General features: G+C 66.1%; 14 protein-coding genes and 2 pseudogenes. 11 read left to right on the forward strand and 5 right to left on the reverse strand.

Annotated features, from left to right (window positions below):
- From ACFYYJ_RS29860 to ACFYYJ_RS29890, 7 genes and pseudogenes are all read left to right on the forward strand, one after another.
- Positions 1–261 (forward strand): annotated as a pseudogene (locus tag ACFYYJ_RS29860) (hypothetical protein); the annotation flags it as partial.
- 44 nt (positions 262–305) lie between these two features.
- Positions 306–1,088, forward strand: a complete 783-nt coding sequence (locus ACFYYJ_RS29865; protein WP_389137097.1) for a hypothetical protein — start codon at positions 306–308, stop codon at positions 1,086–1,088.
- Positions 1,089–1,403: 315 nt separating this feature from the next.
- A pseudogene (locus ACFYYJ_RS29870) lies at positions 1,404–2,343 on the forward strand (IS110 family transposase); the annotation flags it as partial.
- An 854-nt stretch (positions 2,344–3,197) separates the two neighbouring features.
- Positions 3,198–3,689, forward strand: coding sequence for a hypothetical protein (locus ACFYYJ_RS29875; protein ID WP_389137099.1), 492 nt, complete (start codon positions 3,198–3,200; stop codon positions 3,687–3,689).
- A gap of 195 nt (positions 3,690–3,884) precedes the next feature.
- On the forward strand, positions 3,885–4,448 hold the full coding sequence (locus ACFYYJ_RS29880; RefSeq protein WP_362068539.1) for a hypothetical protein: 564 nt from the start codon (positions 3,885–3,887) through the stop codon (positions 4,446–4,448).
- Positions 4,449–4,456: 8 nt separating this feature from the next.
- Complete coding sequence (locus tag ACFYYJ_RS29885; protein WP_385126831.1) at positions 4,457–5,692, forward strand: MAB_1171c family putative transporter; 1,236 nt, start codon at positions 4,457–4,459, stop codon at positions 5,690–5,692.
- A gap of 320 nt (positions 5,693–6,012) precedes the next feature.
- Positions 6,013–6,642 (forward strand): HAD-IA family hydrolase, encoded by a 630-nt coding sequence (locus ACFYYJ_RS29890; protein ID WP_363178046.1) that lies wholly within the window; start codon positions 6,013–6,015, stop codon positions 6,640–6,642.
- Positions 6,643–6,970: 328 nt separating this feature from the next.
- Here ACFYYJ_RS29890 and ACFYYJ_RS29895 read toward each other — a convergent pair whose 3' ends face one another.
- Positions 6,971–7,846 carry a helix-turn-helix domain-containing protein gene (locus ACFYYJ_RS29895; protein ID WP_389137102.1) on the reverse strand — a complete coding sequence of 292 codons (876 nt, stop codon included), beginning with the start codon at positions 7,844–7,846 and terminating at the stop codon, positions 6,971–6,973.
- Positions 7,847–8,085: 239 nt separating this feature from the next.
- On the opposite strand from ACFYYJ_RS29895, the gene ACFYYJ_RS29900 reads away from it, so the two are divergent.
- The gene (locus ACFYYJ_RS29900; RefSeq protein ID WP_385360001.1) at positions 8,086–8,604 is read left to right on the forward strand and encodes a hypothetical protein; all 519 of its coding nucleotides are present in this window, start codon (positions 8,086–8,088) and stop codon (positions 8,602–8,604) included.
- Between the two features lie 349 nt (positions 8,605–8,953).
- Here the strand turns inward: ACFYYJ_RS29900 and ACFYYJ_RS29905 are convergent, their stop codons facing one another.
- A complete protein-coding gene (locus ACFYYJ_RS29905; RefSeq protein ID WP_389137105.1) occupies positions 8,954–9,466 on the reverse strand; it encodes a LysM peptidoglycan-binding domain-containing protein in 513 nt (170 codons plus the stop codon).
- Between the two features lie 279 nt (positions 9,467–9,745).
- Here ACFYYJ_RS29905 and ACFYYJ_RS29910 point away from each other — a divergent pair, with 279 nt between their 5' ends.
- From ACFYYJ_RS29910 to ACFYYJ_RS29920, 3 genes are all read left to right on the forward strand, one after another.
- Positions 9,746–9,976, forward strand: a complete 231-nt coding sequence (locus ACFYYJ_RS29910; RefSeq protein WP_389137107.1) for a hypothetical protein — start codon at positions 9,746–9,748, stop codon at positions 9,974–9,976.
- Between the two features lie 261 nt (positions 9,977–10,237).
- Complete coding sequence (locus tag ACFYYJ_RS29915) at positions 10,238–10,645, forward strand: hypothetical protein (RefSeq protein WP_385126823.1); 408 nt, start codon at positions 10,238–10,240, stop codon at positions 10,643–10,645.
- Positions 10,605–11,150 (forward strand): hypothetical protein, encoded by a 546-nt coding sequence (locus tag ACFYYJ_RS29920; RefSeq protein WP_389137110.1) that lies wholly within the window; start codon positions 10,605–10,607, stop codon positions 11,148–11,150. Before ACFYYJ_RS29915 ends, ACFYYJ_RS29920 begins: the two co-directional genes overlap by 41 nt.
- Before the next feature lie 172 nt (positions 11,151–11,322).
- On the opposite strand, the gene ACFYYJ_RS29925 is transcribed toward ACFYYJ_RS29920, so the two are convergent.
- The 3 genes from ACFYYJ_RS29925 to ACFYYJ_RS29935 form a co-directional block, all read right to left on the reverse strand.
- On the reverse strand, positions 11,323–11,706 hold the full coding sequence (locus tag ACFYYJ_RS29925) for an HU family DNA-binding protein (protein WP_389137112.1): 384 nt from the start codon (positions 11,704–11,706) through the stop codon (positions 11,323–11,325).
- Between the two features lie 132 nt (positions 11,707–11,838).
- Positions 11,839–12,204, reverse strand: coding sequence for a hypothetical protein (locus ACFYYJ_RS29930; RefSeq protein ID WP_389137114.1), 366 nt, complete (start codon positions 12,202–12,204; stop codon positions 11,839–11,841).
- 41 nt (positions 12,205–12,245) lie between these two features.
- Complete coding sequence (locus tag ACFYYJ_RS29935) at positions 12,246–13,985, reverse strand: hypothetical protein (protein ID WP_389137116.1); 1,740 nt, start codon at positions 13,983–13,985, stop codon at positions 12,246–12,248.
- Position 13,986 lies beyond the last annotated feature (1 nt).

Genomic DNA, 13,986 nt, shown 5'->3' on the forward strand with positions numbered 1-13,986 from the left:
GCTCCAACCCAGTCCTCCAACTCTCTGCTACCCCTGAACCGTAGACGGGGACGTTCATCCGTACACACCTGGGGAGCCGAGGTTGTACGCCGACACCGGCACCTGGAACGCGATCGCGATGCTGTCACTGCTGGACTCTCACTGCCGTGGAACTCCGGGGTCGTCGAAGGCCATGTCAATCGGATCAAGATGCTGAAGCGCCAGATGTTCGGTCGCGCAGGCTTCGAACTCCTCCGCAAACGTGTCCTGCTTTACACGTGACACCCGCAGACAACCCTGCCTCGTCAACCCAATAGCCTCAGTCTGTGACCCACAGCAGCAGCCACCACGAGCAGCCTCACCCCGCCGCCCTCCCTCCCTTTCAAACACTGCTGGACAGTACGAACTGGGCGTCACTTGCCACAGCCTGCGGAACGGGTGAGGCACTGCCGGCGGCACTGACACTCCTTACCAACGCCGACCCGGTTATCAGGCAGTCCGCCCTCCACGATGCGCTGGGGCCCGTGACTCACCAGAACAGCATCTACGAGGCCACCGTCCCGGTGGCGCTCTGCGTCGCTGCGATCCTCAACCATCCGGCCATCACAGCGGGCGATGCCAACCCCGACGCCGAGACACCGAACCGCCCGACTCTCGTGCAGCTGCTCGACTGGCTCGGCGACACCGCCTACGACGCCAACGACGAGTGCGTGGCCATCGACGAACGCCTCTACGGTGCGGGAATTCACGATGAGCAGATGCGGGCGTTTCGGAACGCGCGGCCAGCAATCCACTCTGCTGTTCATACCTTCCTCGGTCATGACGACGCCAACGTGCGCCACACCGCCCTTGTCGCTGCCATCCCCCTCATAGAGCACCCCCTCCTCACCCAACGCCAGGCCGATCTCGCCGACCACGCCCGACGTCTACTGGCCACCACCACCGACCGACACCACCGAGACCGCGCCCTGGACGCACTGAACGCTTGGGGTCATAACACCAGCGGCCTGGAGAACGCGTCCGACATTGCGGCCCGCGAGCACTACGCCCGCCTCAGAGCTGCACGCGAGTCTTGGGAAGGCGGATACAGCGAAGACCCGCCGTTCTGACTCAAGATCTCAAAACACTCCGGTCATTCACCCGCTACCCTGCGTGGCCGCACCACAAGAAGTGGATCAGAGCCGAAACTCACCAACAAAGCCAGGCCCGGTATGAACTGTGTCCCCTCTGTCGAAGGCATGACCCGCGGGGTGGTGTCGCCGGGTCCGAGGGGTGCCGTCGGAGACACGTTGATGAGAGACCCGGCCACTGCCCGGTCCGGCGTAATGCCGGGCGGTTCGCGGGCGGCAGGTCTGCACAACGTGCATGCGCGAGCACGGCGCCACCGCCGAGGCCGGCACGGTCAACACCTGCAGAAGGGTGCGATGTCAGACATCGAAGGCATAGACGTCTTCCTCGGGATGGACGTCGGCAGGACGGCCCACCACGGCCACGGGCTCACCCGGCGGGGAAGAAGGTCTTCGCCGTCGCCCGCGACGCAGGCTGCGACGTCGCCTACCTGACCGGACTCGCCAGGCGGCGGATCGCCGCCCTCTACCCGGGCGAGGCGAAAACGGATGCGCAGGACGCGGCAGTGATCGCGGATGCGGCCCGGACAATGCCGCACATCGCGCGCTCGCTCGAACTGACCGACGAAATCACCGCCGAGCTCACCGTCCTGACCGGCTTCGACCAGGACCTCGCCGCCGAAGCCACCTGCACCGGCAACCGGATACGCGGCCTGCTCACCCAGTTCCACCCGTCACTGGAGCGTGTCCTGGGCCCACGGCTGGATCACCCTGCCGTCACCTGGCTCCTCGCGCGCCACGGATCCCCGACCGCACTGCCCGAAGCCGGCCGCCGCAGACGCATCGAGCTGTTCCGGGCCAAGGCCCGGTGCATGGCCACCCGGCTGAACGAGGACGTCATCGACGCCCTCGACGAACGGACCGAAGAGGTCCCGGGCACGGGCACCCTCGGCGTGGTCGTTCCCTAGCCGGCCCGCTCGCTCGCCGCGGTCCACGAACAGCGCCGGGCACTGGAAGCCCAGAACGGCACCCTGCTGGAGGCCCACCCTCTTCACCCGGTCCTGCCATCGATGCCCGGAGGCGGAGTCAGGTCCGCCGCCGTCCCGCTGGTCACCGAAGCGACGGTACCGGCTTCCCCGCCGCAGCCCACCTCGCCTCCTACGCCGGCCTCGCTCCCACGACCAGGTCGTCGGGGACCTCGATCCACGGCGAACACGCCCCTAGAGGAGGAAACCGCCGGCTCGAACGCGCAGTGTTCCTCTCCGCGTTCGCGTGCATGAACGCCGAACCGGCCGCGGTCGCCAGCCTGTGCACCCCGCCGCTGGAGGCCGCGCTGCGCGTTCTGTGGCCGCACGTCGTGCGCAGCCGTCACGAACGGCGAGCCGGCTCTCGCTCGACACCAGCGCCCAGGAGCTCGTGTTCATCGGCGGCCCGCTACCCGTCCTGGCCCTGCACACCCTGGCGGCAGCCCTGTTCGGGGCGGGGATCACCCTGGGAGCACTCAACGTCGTCGGCCTCGCCGCAGCCGAACGTCACCACGCCGAGTACCTCTCGACGATGATGCCCGCGGTGCTCGCCGTCGGCAGCCCGATCGGCGGCTTCCTCTACGTGACGCCGCACCTGGCCCGGCTCGCCAACGCGTCAACTCCGCGCGATCGGTTGCGGCTTTGCGGTCGGCTCCCTGCCGACGCTCGCCGACCCCGCCCCTGCCCTGGCCATCACGGCCGCCGTACTGCCCGGCGTCTTCCCCGCGCCACTGCTGGTGACCGGCTTCCACACGCCGGACTTCCTCGTCCCCCGCCTGCTCTCGCTGAGGCGTCGGCCTGGCTCATCGCCTCTCCGAGCCTGGAGCAGGCCGCTGGGATCGCACTCGCGGGGCTCGTGCAGGCGGCCACTGCTCCCGCGGCAGCCGTCGGCGGGGTCGCAGCCGGGTTCGTCGTGCTCTGGGCCACACGCCGCCACTTCATCCCTGCTGCCGACTGTCCTCCGGTGGCGTCTGCCCAACTCGAACGTGCGCTAAAATCGGTCGACTTGACAGGATCCTTGCGCGTAGGGATATCGTGCGGACTCTCATCAAGTGGGCTGGATGATCAACACCTTTGGTTGACCTGGCCATACTGTTCTGTTCCGCAACGGGGGTAAGGCCAGCACATGCGGTGGAAAGCTCGCCGCGTCGGCAAGGGGTATACGGTCAGCCGCCGTGCCGTACGCGGAGCGTCCGGGAACATCGTTGAGAGAACCAAGCGCAGGGCGCGGCCGTTTGACAACATCTTCCGCCCGCGCAGTGTCCGTGGATCACGACCAGTCCACCACATTGCCACCCGGGCGTTCACGGGCGCCGTCATCGCGTTGGCCTTCGCGTTCACCGTTGCGTTCGAGGTTGTCGCTGAAATCCCGTACTTCATGGAACCGCACGCCGGCGTCTTGGGTCTACCGATAGGCATGGGCCTGTTCTGTCTCTGCACCGCTGCCGTCGCGGTCTGCGCGGCGCAGCGGGGCGGCGCGGTCAAGCAGACACCCGGGCGGGCGGTGAATGCCGTGGCCATGGTGCTGGACGTCGTCCACGACGTGCTGCACATGGTCACGACACGTCGTCACGCCGGGCAGCGAAGCGAGGGTTCACTGCACACGCGGAAAGTCTGACGACTACTTGGCTCAGCCTGCCGAACGCATGCCTGAGCGCGGGGTGGGTGGAGCCCCGAAAGCAAACGGGGCAGGGGCGAGGGGGACGGGGCGATGAGTTGGGCTGCTCGACGGAAGACCGCCCGGAGCGGGGAGAGTGGCGGGTTGCGTGCAGAACCAGGCGGTACAACGCCGCTGCACCTCGCGAGAGCAGTCATGCAGTGGCGCAGGGACCCTTCGCGACGCGCCCTCTTGAAGGAATGCGAGAAGCTGCTTGCCGATCTGCCCGTGCCCACTCCCTTCAGTGTCGAGGCGCTGGTCCGGAACATGGAGCATGCACTGAAGCGTCAGATTCGGCTGGTGCCTTTTGACGACCCGGATGGAGGGCTGGGCACAGCCTGCGGCCTTCGAGTCAGGACGCCGGAGTTCACGGTCGTGCTCTACCGGCGCCGATCCAGCCGGAACCAGACCGAGCACATCATCCTTCATGAGTTGGCGCACGAGTGGCTGGACCACGGCAGCACCCTGAACGATGAAGAGGTCGAGCGGTACGTCCCTGAGCACATCCGGGAGGAAGTCCTTCGTCGATTCCCGTTAGCTCTGGTCCAAGGCCGCGTGAACTACGACAGCCCGGAGGAGCAGCAGGCCGAGTTGTCGGCCTCCCTGATCAAGCGGTTGGCCCGCCGTCAGCCGTTGGCCGGCGACGACATGGTCAGCCTCTTGGAGTCCTCGCTCTCCCACCCGGTTGCTCCGCCGCGGCGTGGCTCCAAGAACGAATAACGGACGGCATGCTCGACTTCTTCAGGTACCTGACCGCGGCAGTGATGACCCTCATAGCCGTCTGGCGATTCCCCGCCGTCCGGTACGGTGACGCCCACCGCCGAGCCCTCTGGGGCGGCTACGCCGGATTCTCCGTGGCCCTGTGGCTCTACACGCCGGCAGCGATGCAGGCCGTGGACCGCATCCCCGTGATCGACCTGAACGCTCTCCTGAGACACTTCGCCAGCACCGCCGCCATCATCGCGTCCTTGACGTACGTTGCGACCAGCTACGGCAAGAGCTCCGAGGCCGTGGTGCCCCGACACGTCAGGGTGTCGCGCTGGATCGCCCGTGCCTCCTACCCGGTGGGCGCAATCGGCGTGACCCTGCTCACCATTCTCTTTTTTACCGTAGTGGACCGCCAGCGGCAAACTAAAGACTTTCTCATCGATCACGCAGGGCAATTGGGCGCCGCTGCGTATATGAGTGTCTTCTACTTCTTCCCGCTCGTCACAACCGCCGTTTGCGGTTACCAGTGGTCGCGGGGGGCGCGAGAAGCCGAGACGATCAGTATGCGAATCGGTCTCAGGCTCATGGGAATCTCGATGTGGATGGGACTCCTCCACACGATGGCCCGGATCTTCATCGTGTGGACGGCGGTATTTTTCCCGCTGAGGCATTCCACGGTGGAGATACTCGTTGATCTCACGGCGATGTGGATGAACCTGCTCTTCCTGATCGTGGCTGTAGGCGCGAGCATCCCCACCACCAGCGTCGTTGCCGCTCGCTGGAAGACATGGAAGACCCTCTACCGGCTTCACCCGCTCTGGTTCGACCTGGTGAAGGCTTTCCCCGGAACGAGTCTCTACCCGCCCGGGTCGCGCCTGGCCGAGCTGATCCACATGCGGGTCCCCAGCGATGTCCGCCTGGACCGATGGACCCAGGACGTCGCCGATGCCTGCGAGAAGCTCCGGTACTACGCCCCGGAGACGCTGCTGTGGGCCGCCGAAGAGACAGCCGCGTCGCACCCCGACCCAGAGCCGGGCGCCGAGGCGTACTGGATCGCCGCGGCGCTCCGTGCCGCTGCCTCCACGAAGGCCAGCCAGTACGCGACAGGCCCGCTCCAGGAGAAACCTTTCGTCGACACGAACAGCGAGGCAGCTTGGCTCGTCCGAGTGAGCAAGGCTTACGCGGTCATCACCCCGGAAGACGCTCAAGAGCTTCTGCAGCAGTCTGCGGAGCTGAGTCTTGAACCGGATGCGTAAAACGTTGCGGCCCGAACATGCCATTCGAGTTTCAGGTACCGCTCCTTGCGGCTGAAGAAGTCGACTCAATTGGGAGGTCGCGTGAAATAGGAAACAGTCCTCAGGTGCTATTGCCGCCCTTCGGGTTCGGGCGGGGCTGCCAGTCCGCAAAGAGGTGGCTGGTACCGTGGGCCAGACAGTGGGTGGCATCGTTTTCCGCCCTGTAAATACCGCCGACCCTGGAAAGCGAAGCGCAGGCGCTGTCGCCGCCACGCGTATGCCGGGGCCGGAACGCCGTCCAGTACGGGCGGCGCCGAGATTCTCAGCACTGGAGTTCCTGCATGTCTCAGCACACCGGCCTCGTCCTCGACTTCGGAGGCGTGCTCACCACACCGCTCCTGCCCGTGGTGCTCGCCTTCGAGCAGCGTGAAGGGCTTCCCCAGGGTGCATGCATCTCGGCCCTGTACCAGGACGAAGAGGGCGTCCGGATCACCAGCGACCTCGAGCGTGGAGCGGTCAGCCAGACCGAGTGGAACGAGTTCGCCGGCAAGAAGCTGGGCGTCTCTCCCGACAACTTGATGGGCAGGATCTTCGGAGGCCTGCGTCCGGAGCCGCTGCTGATCAACGCGGCCGCCGCGGCGCGGCGAGCGGGGATCAAGGTGGGCATCCTGTCCAACTCGGTGGGCCTCGCGCCCTGGGACCTCTACGACGGCTACGACCTCGACAAGCTGTACGACGTCGTGGTGATCTCCGAGCACCACCAGCTGCGCAAGCCCGACCCCGCGCTCTTCGAGATCACGCTCAAGCTCATGGAGATGCCTGCCGAGCAGTGCGTCTTCGTGGACGACACCGAGGCGTACGTCCAGGCTGCGGAGCAGCTCGGTTTCGCGGGGGTGCACAACAAGGACCCCAAGCAGACGGTGGCCGACCTGTCGAACCTGCTGGGCGTGGACCTCACCGCCGCGCCGTAGCCGGCCCCCGGGCAGGCGCCTGGTCCAGCCGTCCCCGGCCGTTGGCCACCTCACTGCGAGGTGGCCAACGGCCGGGGATCTGCGTTGTGCGCCGCGGCTCGGGATCCTGGTGGTACGCGTCAGGACCATGGGGGCACATCCGGTACACGGACGGTGCCGTTCCGCCCCCGGACGAAGCCCGGCCGTCGGCTACCGCTACACGCCGCATGGGCGTGCCCGAAGCTGCAGCTCAGCCGCGAAGGGCGTCAGGCCGAGGGCGGGAAGCGGCCGGCTCTGCCAGGGCCAGGGGCGGACGGCTCGGCGGCGCTGTCAAGGCGTGGCGCCGGCGTCACTGCTCGCTCTGCTCGCCCGGCAGCTTGTTCTTCAACTCTCCGACGACTTCGTTGATCTTGGCCATCATGCCGGCCGACAGCCCCGCCTGGTTGCCTCGGGCGGCGAGGCCGAGGATCTGGCCCTGGTGAATCGACCCGAGGAAGCGGATGGCTTCGAGGAATTCACCGGCCGCAGGGCTCAACTCGGCGTCGTCCTGGAAGAGGGCGATGTCGACCTGGAGGGCATGAGCCAGGCCGGCACGTACTGCGTCCGAGGCAGTCGTCGGGGCGCCCGAACGAAGCGTGGCGACATCATCGGCAGTCATGTGCGTCGTGCCGCTGTGCTCGTTGACGGCTTGCGCGATCTGCTCGTTGGACGGAGGCGTCCGGCCTGCGTACCCGTGCTCCAGAAGATAGTTGATCTTCTCGCCGACCGTGCGAGGTGCAGATGGACGAGCTTCCCTCAGCGGCCGCACCCTGCGGAGCCCGAACGAGACGTCCTGCGCGGCCAGTAGCTCTTCCGTCGTCACCCCGTAGGCGTGCGAGAGCGGTCCCACGTAGGCATCCTGGAGCCGACGCCTGCCGGACTCCGCGTTGCTCAGTGGCACGCGACTGGCGTTGATGGCCTCGGAGGCCTGCGCCACGCTGAGGCCGGCGTCGCAGCGAAGCAACTGCAGGTCCACGGCGCCGTCGTAGGGGAAGAGGGCGTCAAGGTCCTGACCAAGTGCCGAGGCGATCCCCGGGAGTTTCTCCCCCTTGGGGAACTCCTCGCCGCTTTCCCATCGCGCCACGGTCGGGCCGCGGACACCTACTCTCGCGCCCAACTCCTTCTGGCTGAGCTCCTTGCCCCGTCTGACAGCTCGCACTCGGCTGCCGTCGAATTGACGTGGCACATGTACTCCTGCGACTTGACGGTCTAGACCTCGGGTGGCGACGAGAGAACCCTAACGGAAACCGGCTTGATCGATCCATGCATCTACCGTACGTTTCTGTATCGCACTTGATGGCGGGGCTCTGCTCGTGCGTCGATCCTATGCCCCGATTAGTCCATCGCTCAACTACCCGCCCTGTTCAAGGCGGGTCCACCGGACCCGGTCATGCAACGGCCTGGGAACCTGGAAGGATCCCACCGATGATCCAGTCTCACTCGGAGTTGTCCGACTCTGGCGAGTTCAAAGGTTTCAACGAAGCCCGGCGCATCATGTGGTGCTATGAGGCTCGTGCCCGTGTGTGCGAGCGGTTCGAGGAGACGAGCTTCATCGGTGATGCCAACGTTGCGGCGGTCCACGTCGACAACACCACCAGGGCAGACCGCGTGTTCCTCGTGGCATTCGACGAGGACGGCCGGCAGGTCGGCGTTGACACGCTCTACGTCGACGGGCCGAATCAACACCTCGACATCGCTTCCGAGTTCGACCACGACTTCACCGGGATGGACGTCGTGCCGGGCTCGCAGCTTGACCAGGCCATCTCTCGCGAGAACGGCTGGGTCGTCAACCTGAAGGTACTGCGCGAGTACGAGCCCTCGGTCGATCGTCGGGCCACGCAGCGTGCGGTGTTCTTGGTGCATCTGCAGGACATGATGACGAACGGCGAGGTCCGCGGATTCCTGTTTGGCCAAGGTGAGTCCGATGAGGCTGATGCGGCGTGAGGGGCCACGATCTCGTACGTCAGACGACCCCGCCGGCCAGGCTGCCGGCGGGGTCGCCTGATCTCTGACGCTGTTACGGCGCTGCATCCTCGCGGCGAGGGGGGGATCGGCACGGCTGATCCGGGTGTCGAACCCAGGTCGAGTGCGGGCATGCCGTGGACCGGCTCATGCAGGTCCCGGGTGACGTCGGTCCCGGGTGACGCCTGGCGGTGAGCCCCGCGAGGTCACCCGGTTCACCTTCGACACAGTCGCCTTCCAGGAGTGGAGCCCGTGATGCCGCCCTGACGGCCTCGTGGCGTCAGGGCGTCGATTCAGGCTCGGTACGCGACGGTGTCGCCCTGTCGCGTCGTCACGTCCGTGGGATGAGCCGCGAGGCCCACTCGTGGATGAGTTCGGCATTCTCGGTCTTGTTCGCCTCGGCCAGAATGTCGATCGGAACCCCCGTCCTCCTTGAGATCTCGGCGAGCGTTTCGCCTGACACGATGGTGCGCGGCTTCGTCTTCGGCGCGGGCGCGGCGGGTGCGCCCGATCCGTTGGGCTTGTCCTTGTCCTTGTCCTCGTCCTCGCTGCCGCGACTGGGCTTCGAAGTCGGACTCGCCCCGCTCTCGTCCTGCTTCCCCGTGCCGGCCCCGCTCTCGTCCTGCTTCCCCGCGCCGGCCCCGCTCGGCTGCTGGGCGCTGCCGCCTCCGGCGTTCTGTTCGTCGGGGTTGCCCGGTGCCTCGGCCGGGGCGTGATTGCCATGCAGTGCCTGGGCGAAGCCGCCGCCGGAAGTCGCGAACTGTGTCAGGCCCCAGCCGGCGAGGATCGCCGCTCCGCCCGCCATGAGGCCGGCCGCGATGAGCGGCCCGTTGCCGAAGCCCATCGGGCCGGCGTGACTCCGGGCAGTTGCTCTCGTCTGTGCCGTCGGCTTCGACGCCGTCCCCTCTGGCCTCTGAACCGTAGCCGCCATCCCTGCCCCAACTCCTCTATGAATAGCATGCAGAGTCATCCGCGTCTGACATTGGCATTCTACTCATAGTCGAATAAAAGTCGATGCAATAAGGGATTGAATGGTAGTTGGAGCCCTGCCCGAGAGATCGCCAATGGATCCCCGAACCATCGACCGCCAGGCCGAACGAAGGAATCGCGCCACCATGGCCAAGTGCTCCGGTCTGCCGGCCCTGTCGCCGAGGGCAAGAACGTCTTCATCCGCAGGAAGCCCGGCTTGGCCGTACTCGCCCGCCTCGTCGAGGGCGCGGAACTCGTCACGAGCGACCGGCGCAAGACGACGAACGGCATGAACCCCGTCGGCGAGCCGCACAGCACCGCGACGATCATTCACGCCGAGGTCCAGTTCGCGTTGCGACGTCCTCTTGGCCCTGGACGGCCGTGACCGAGTGGTGGCCCTGTGGCGCTCGCCCGGCATTGTCTGCATGCAGGTCGACGCGGGGGACTCCTGGAGTCGCGGCTGTCCGTCAATCAGAGCCCGTGCTCCAGCCCGCACCGTGCGGGACTGGAGCACGGGCTCCTCCTTCTTTTGTCTGGCCCGCCTCTCGAACATGGAGTGAGTCGTCATTCGATGTCCATGTCGACTCGGCGATGACCTCGTATACGAGTCGACAACAAGTCAATCTAGACTGACTATACTGAAGGTATGACTCGCAACGACAATGCTCACGGCGGCAGCGGTCCCGGCGCCGAGCTCCCGAAGTTCTCTGTCAATGTCGTCCCGACAGACCAGCTCAGGCACGAGGAACTCGCCACGGTCCTGAACCTCTATCGCCGCGGCCAGATCACGCCGCTGATCTTCGGAGACGGCAACAAGCCCGAGGCCGCGATCATCCCCTTTGCCGCGTTCGTGCGCCTCATGAAGTACGACCACGCGGCCCACGTCCACGCTGAGGCTGATTTCCAGGCCGAGCTCTCCCATCGCATCCAGGAGTCCGACGCCTCCGGCGATGCGGGCATGACCGTCGAAGAGCTGGCCGAAAGCCTCGGCCCGCTCGGTCAGCAGTGGGCGGATGACCATCGTGCCGCCCAGCAGAAGAAGCGTCATGAGTGAGCGTCGGCCCGTCATCCGCATCCTGCCGACCGCCGGTCTCAAGCAGGACTTCCAGACTCTCCACGACGCTGCGCTGAAGAAACCTCAAGGACCAGCGGACCGGCTCCTGCGCGTGGCTCTCAACCAGCTGCGCCGGATCCAGGAAGGCGCGCCGGGCACGCACCCGCTGGCGTTCATGCCCAGTTATCCCGATCTCTCCGATTGTGAGACCACGTACGTCGGCGCAGATCCCAATGCAAAGCCCTCGCACCGGATCGTCTGGCGGGAGCGCGCGCCCCAGCACCCGGGCGAGCCCGTTGTCCGCGAGATCATCGCCCTGGGTAAACGCGCGAACGGGCAGGTTTACCACATGGCCGGCCAGCGTCTGGACCGCCCTGTGGGCTTCACTCTCGCCGAGCTGGCCGCGCAGCGCGAGCCGATTGCGAGTCCCTCACGACCCGGGCAGCGCTTGACCGGCAGTTTCGACACGCCAACCATGAACGAGCCCGACCACCAGTTCGAGTGACCTGTACCTGGCCGTGGCCGGCGTGTTCATCGTCCGGGTCGGCGCACTCGTGCTGATCTTCGTCATCGCCGACGGCTGAGCCTCGCGGCCGAACTCGTCTCATCCATAAAGAAAATCCCCGTGATGCCTGCAGCCATCACGGGAATCTTCTTTTCTGCCGGCTCCTCGCTTTCTACGACGCGGGCCGCAGCTCACGACCCTCAATGACGTTTTCGAACTTGCCGGCATCCCCGATCGACCCGTAGGTCTCCGGTGGGGCATCGTCTTCATTGCCCCCCAGTCGACGGTTGAAGCTGCTCGATGCGGAGAACTTGAGAACCACGTAGTCATCGACGTTGCTCTTGCCGAAGCGCACCTTGTGACCCTTGTGGTCCTGCCGGTAGAAGCGGCCGAAGCTCGTGAGTACGACCGCCTCTCCGCAGCTCACCGCCCCAGTGAGTTCATCAAGCAACGACTCGTATACCTGGTTCACCACTCGTCTGGGCAACTTGCTGCGAGTCGCGACCCGCGAGATGAATTCGCGCTTATTGACACGCGGTGTCTTCGTCGTTTCCATTTCTACACCCTGTCCTATCGCCGTTCGTGAAACGGTTCCAATTGGAAGTCAGTCTATCGGAGATAGTCATGAGTGGAGAAGGGGAGTTGGGCGTATCAAGTTCAGTCACCATGCTTATCGCTGGCCATTTGACTAGATTTCCAGATCCGGCTCGATCCCCTCCCGGTCGCCCCTGGGCTCATAGTCGACCGACTCGATGATGCTCCACGTCTTCGGATCGCGGCGCTGGTTCACGACCTTGTCGTGCGACTCCTCGAACCGCTCCTGCGCCGCCACGCGGTGGGCCGCATCGAGCTTCGCGCCGATGTTGCGCTCTGCGAACTCCATCATCGAACTCAGTGCCGACGTCGCGCCCTGCCGGAGCGCGCTGACGTGCGGCTTGTTCTGCGCCCGCTGCTGCTCCCATCGGCTCCGATCCTCCGGTGTGACGTAGCCGAACATCCGCGCGAAGCGCGATCCGAACCTGACCTGCTGACCCTCGCTCTGTTCCTGGCTCATGCCCCCTCCTCCTGCTCCTTGTTCGTGTTCTCGGATCGCACTCAGGTGGGCTGGAAGTGCTCGGAGTCGGTCTCGGCGTTCGGGCCGTTGTTCTGCGAGCCGGCCTCCTGCTCGGCCGACGGACCCGTAGGGCGCGACCGCGGCTTGAGTCGCTGCTCCTCGAAGAAGGCCCCGGGGTCGTCGACCGCCGCCTGCAGTGTCTGCTGCCAGTTCTCGCCGAGGCTCCGCTTCAGCTGAGCCTCGAGATCCGGGTACTTCTCGTTCACTGCCTCCATCGCGTCGACGTAGGCGTTGGAGTAGACCCGCTGCTGCTCCTCGGGTGGCAGACCGTCGATGTCCATGCTCGCGATCATCACCTCGGACTGGTCCAGGCGGTGCTGGAGCATGTCGGGCAGCCCGCTGGTGTCCAGACCCTGTTTCCGCACCGCGAAGCCGACCAGGTAGCCGAGCATGTTGCCCCCGTAGGCCTCTTGGTCGCCGCGGCCCAGCGCGTCGAGAAGCGAGGTCTTCATCGTCTCGGCGAGCTGGACCTGGTGGGCGTCCGCGTCCATGGGTCGGCGCAGTGTGAACATCCCGTCCTCTGGCAGACGCCGGCCCATCTGGTCGTCGAACTCCCCGCTCCACACCGTGTGGACCCGGTCGGAGCCCGCGATCCGCTCCTCGTGCGCGGGGGCCTTGACGATCCGTCCGTGGGCCACGCCGTTGAACATCGTGCGCAGCTCGGGCTCGTACTCCATCCGCTCGCCGATGATCCTTCGGGCGCGCTGGACGACCTCCCGTCGCTCCAGGCCGTCTTCGCTCATCTGCTCGTGCAGCCGTTTGCGCAGAGCCTGGTAGCCATCGCGGATCAGGCCGACGTCCGCGCCCGGCTCACGCATCTTCCAGAAGGCGTTCTCCATGAGCGCGACCTCGGTCATGGCTGCCGAGTCCGGAGTGAACATCTCCCGGTGGCCGCGCTCACGATGCTGCATGGCGTCGAAGCGCTTGCGCCACTTCTTCGACAGGTGGTCACGCGGATCCGTGCTGCCGATCAGGCGCTCGCGCCGGGCGTCGCTCGGCAGGTCCTTGAAGATCCTCTGCCGGTGCGTGATGCCGCTCTCGGCAAAGGCCACCATGCCACGGGTCCTGGTGTCGATGCGCTCCTGGATCTTGTCCTTGAGGGGTTGGAGGTAGCTGTCCATCTCCTTCTTGAAATCCGGGGCGAGCATCCGCATCGTCATCACCATGCCGACCGCTTGGATGATCGAGTTGGCATTCACTCCGCGAGAGAGCGGCTTGAGACACGACTGCATCATCATCTGCATGTAGACGTGGTGCATGGCGCCGAGATCCTGCGCCCGCTCCTCGTCGTTGAAGCCGGGCACCAACAGCTTCGAGTCCCGCAGCGAGGCCATGTACTTCTCGCAGGCCAGCCGCGTCTCCGCCCTGAGTTTGAGCAGCTGCTCGCGCTGATCCAGGCCATCGCTCTCGTCCTCGGCCCGGTCGACGTCGATCCCGTGCACGCGCTCACGGTCGGCCATCCGCTTCCGGGTCTTCTCACCGAAGAACTCGCGGGCACGGTCCCGGAGCCGTTCACGCCAGGCGCGCGCACCGTCTGCGTCCTGCGGCCCCGGATCGTCGATCACCTCGGCGTCGATCGGCTCGTCCGAGCGCGAGTCCGAGTGGGCACGGGTGTTGCCTCGTGGCTCACCGGTCCGAAGCCGATCGTCGCCGACCGGAAGCACCTTGATCGCGCGCCGACGGCCCGCGGCTCCTGTTGCCAGTTCCTTGTGCTGTGCCATC

Source organism: Streptomyces sp. NPDC002467 (genome assembly GCF_042889825.1).
Taxonomy (GTDB): Bacteria; Actinomycetota; Actinomycetes; order Streptomycetales; family Streptomycetaceae; genus Streptomyces.

Excerpts from the sequence above, each read along its gene's own strand:
- ACFYYJ_RS29900 (WP_385360001.1), top strand. The coding sequence starts at position 8,086 with ATGATCCAGTCTCACTCGGAGTTGTCCGACTCTGGCGAGTTCAAAGGT.
- ACFYYJ_RS29890 (WP_363178046.1), top strand. The coding sequence starts at position 6,013 with ATGTCTCAGCACACCGGCCTCGTCCTCGACTTCGGAGGCGTGCTCACC.
- ACFYYJ_RS29915 (WP_385126823.1), top strand. The coding sequence starts at position 10,238 with ATGACTCGCAACGACAATGCTCACGGCGGCAGCGGTCCCGGCGCCGAG.
- ACFYYJ_RS29930 (WP_389137114.1), bottom strand. The coding sequence starts at position 12,204 with ATGAGCCAGGAACAGAGCGAGGGTCAGCAGGTCAGGTTCGGATCGCGC.
- ACFYYJ_RS29905 (WP_389137105.1), bottom strand. The coding sequence starts at position 9,466 with ATGGGCTTCGGCAACGGGCCGCTCATCGCGGCCGGCCTCATGGCGGGC.
- ACFYYJ_RS29875 (WP_389137099.1), top strand. The coding sequence starts at position 3,198 with ATGCGGTGGAAAGCTCGCCGCGTCGGCAAGGGGTATACGGTCAGCCGC.
- ACFYYJ_RS29880 (WP_362068539.1), top strand. The coding sequence starts at position 3,885 with ATGCAGTGGCGCAGGGACCCTTCGCGACGCGCCCTCTTGAAGGAATGC.
- ACFYYJ_RS29935 (WP_389137116.1), bottom strand. The coding sequence starts at position 13,985 with ATGGCACAGCACAAGGAACTGGCAACAGGAGCCGCGGGCCGTCGGCGC.
- ACFYYJ_RS29920 (WP_389137110.1), top strand. The coding sequence starts at position 10,605 with ATGACCATCGTGCCGCCCAGCAGAAGAAGCGTCATGAGTGAGCGTCGG.
- ACFYYJ_RS29885 (WP_385126831.1), top strand. The coding sequence starts at position 4,457 with ATGCTCGACTTCTTCAGGTACCTGACCGCGGCAGTGATGACCCTCATA.
- ACFYYJ_RS29925 (WP_389137112.1), bottom strand. The coding sequence starts at position 11,706 with ATGGAAACGACGAAGACACCGCGTGTCAATAAGCGCGAATTCATCTCG.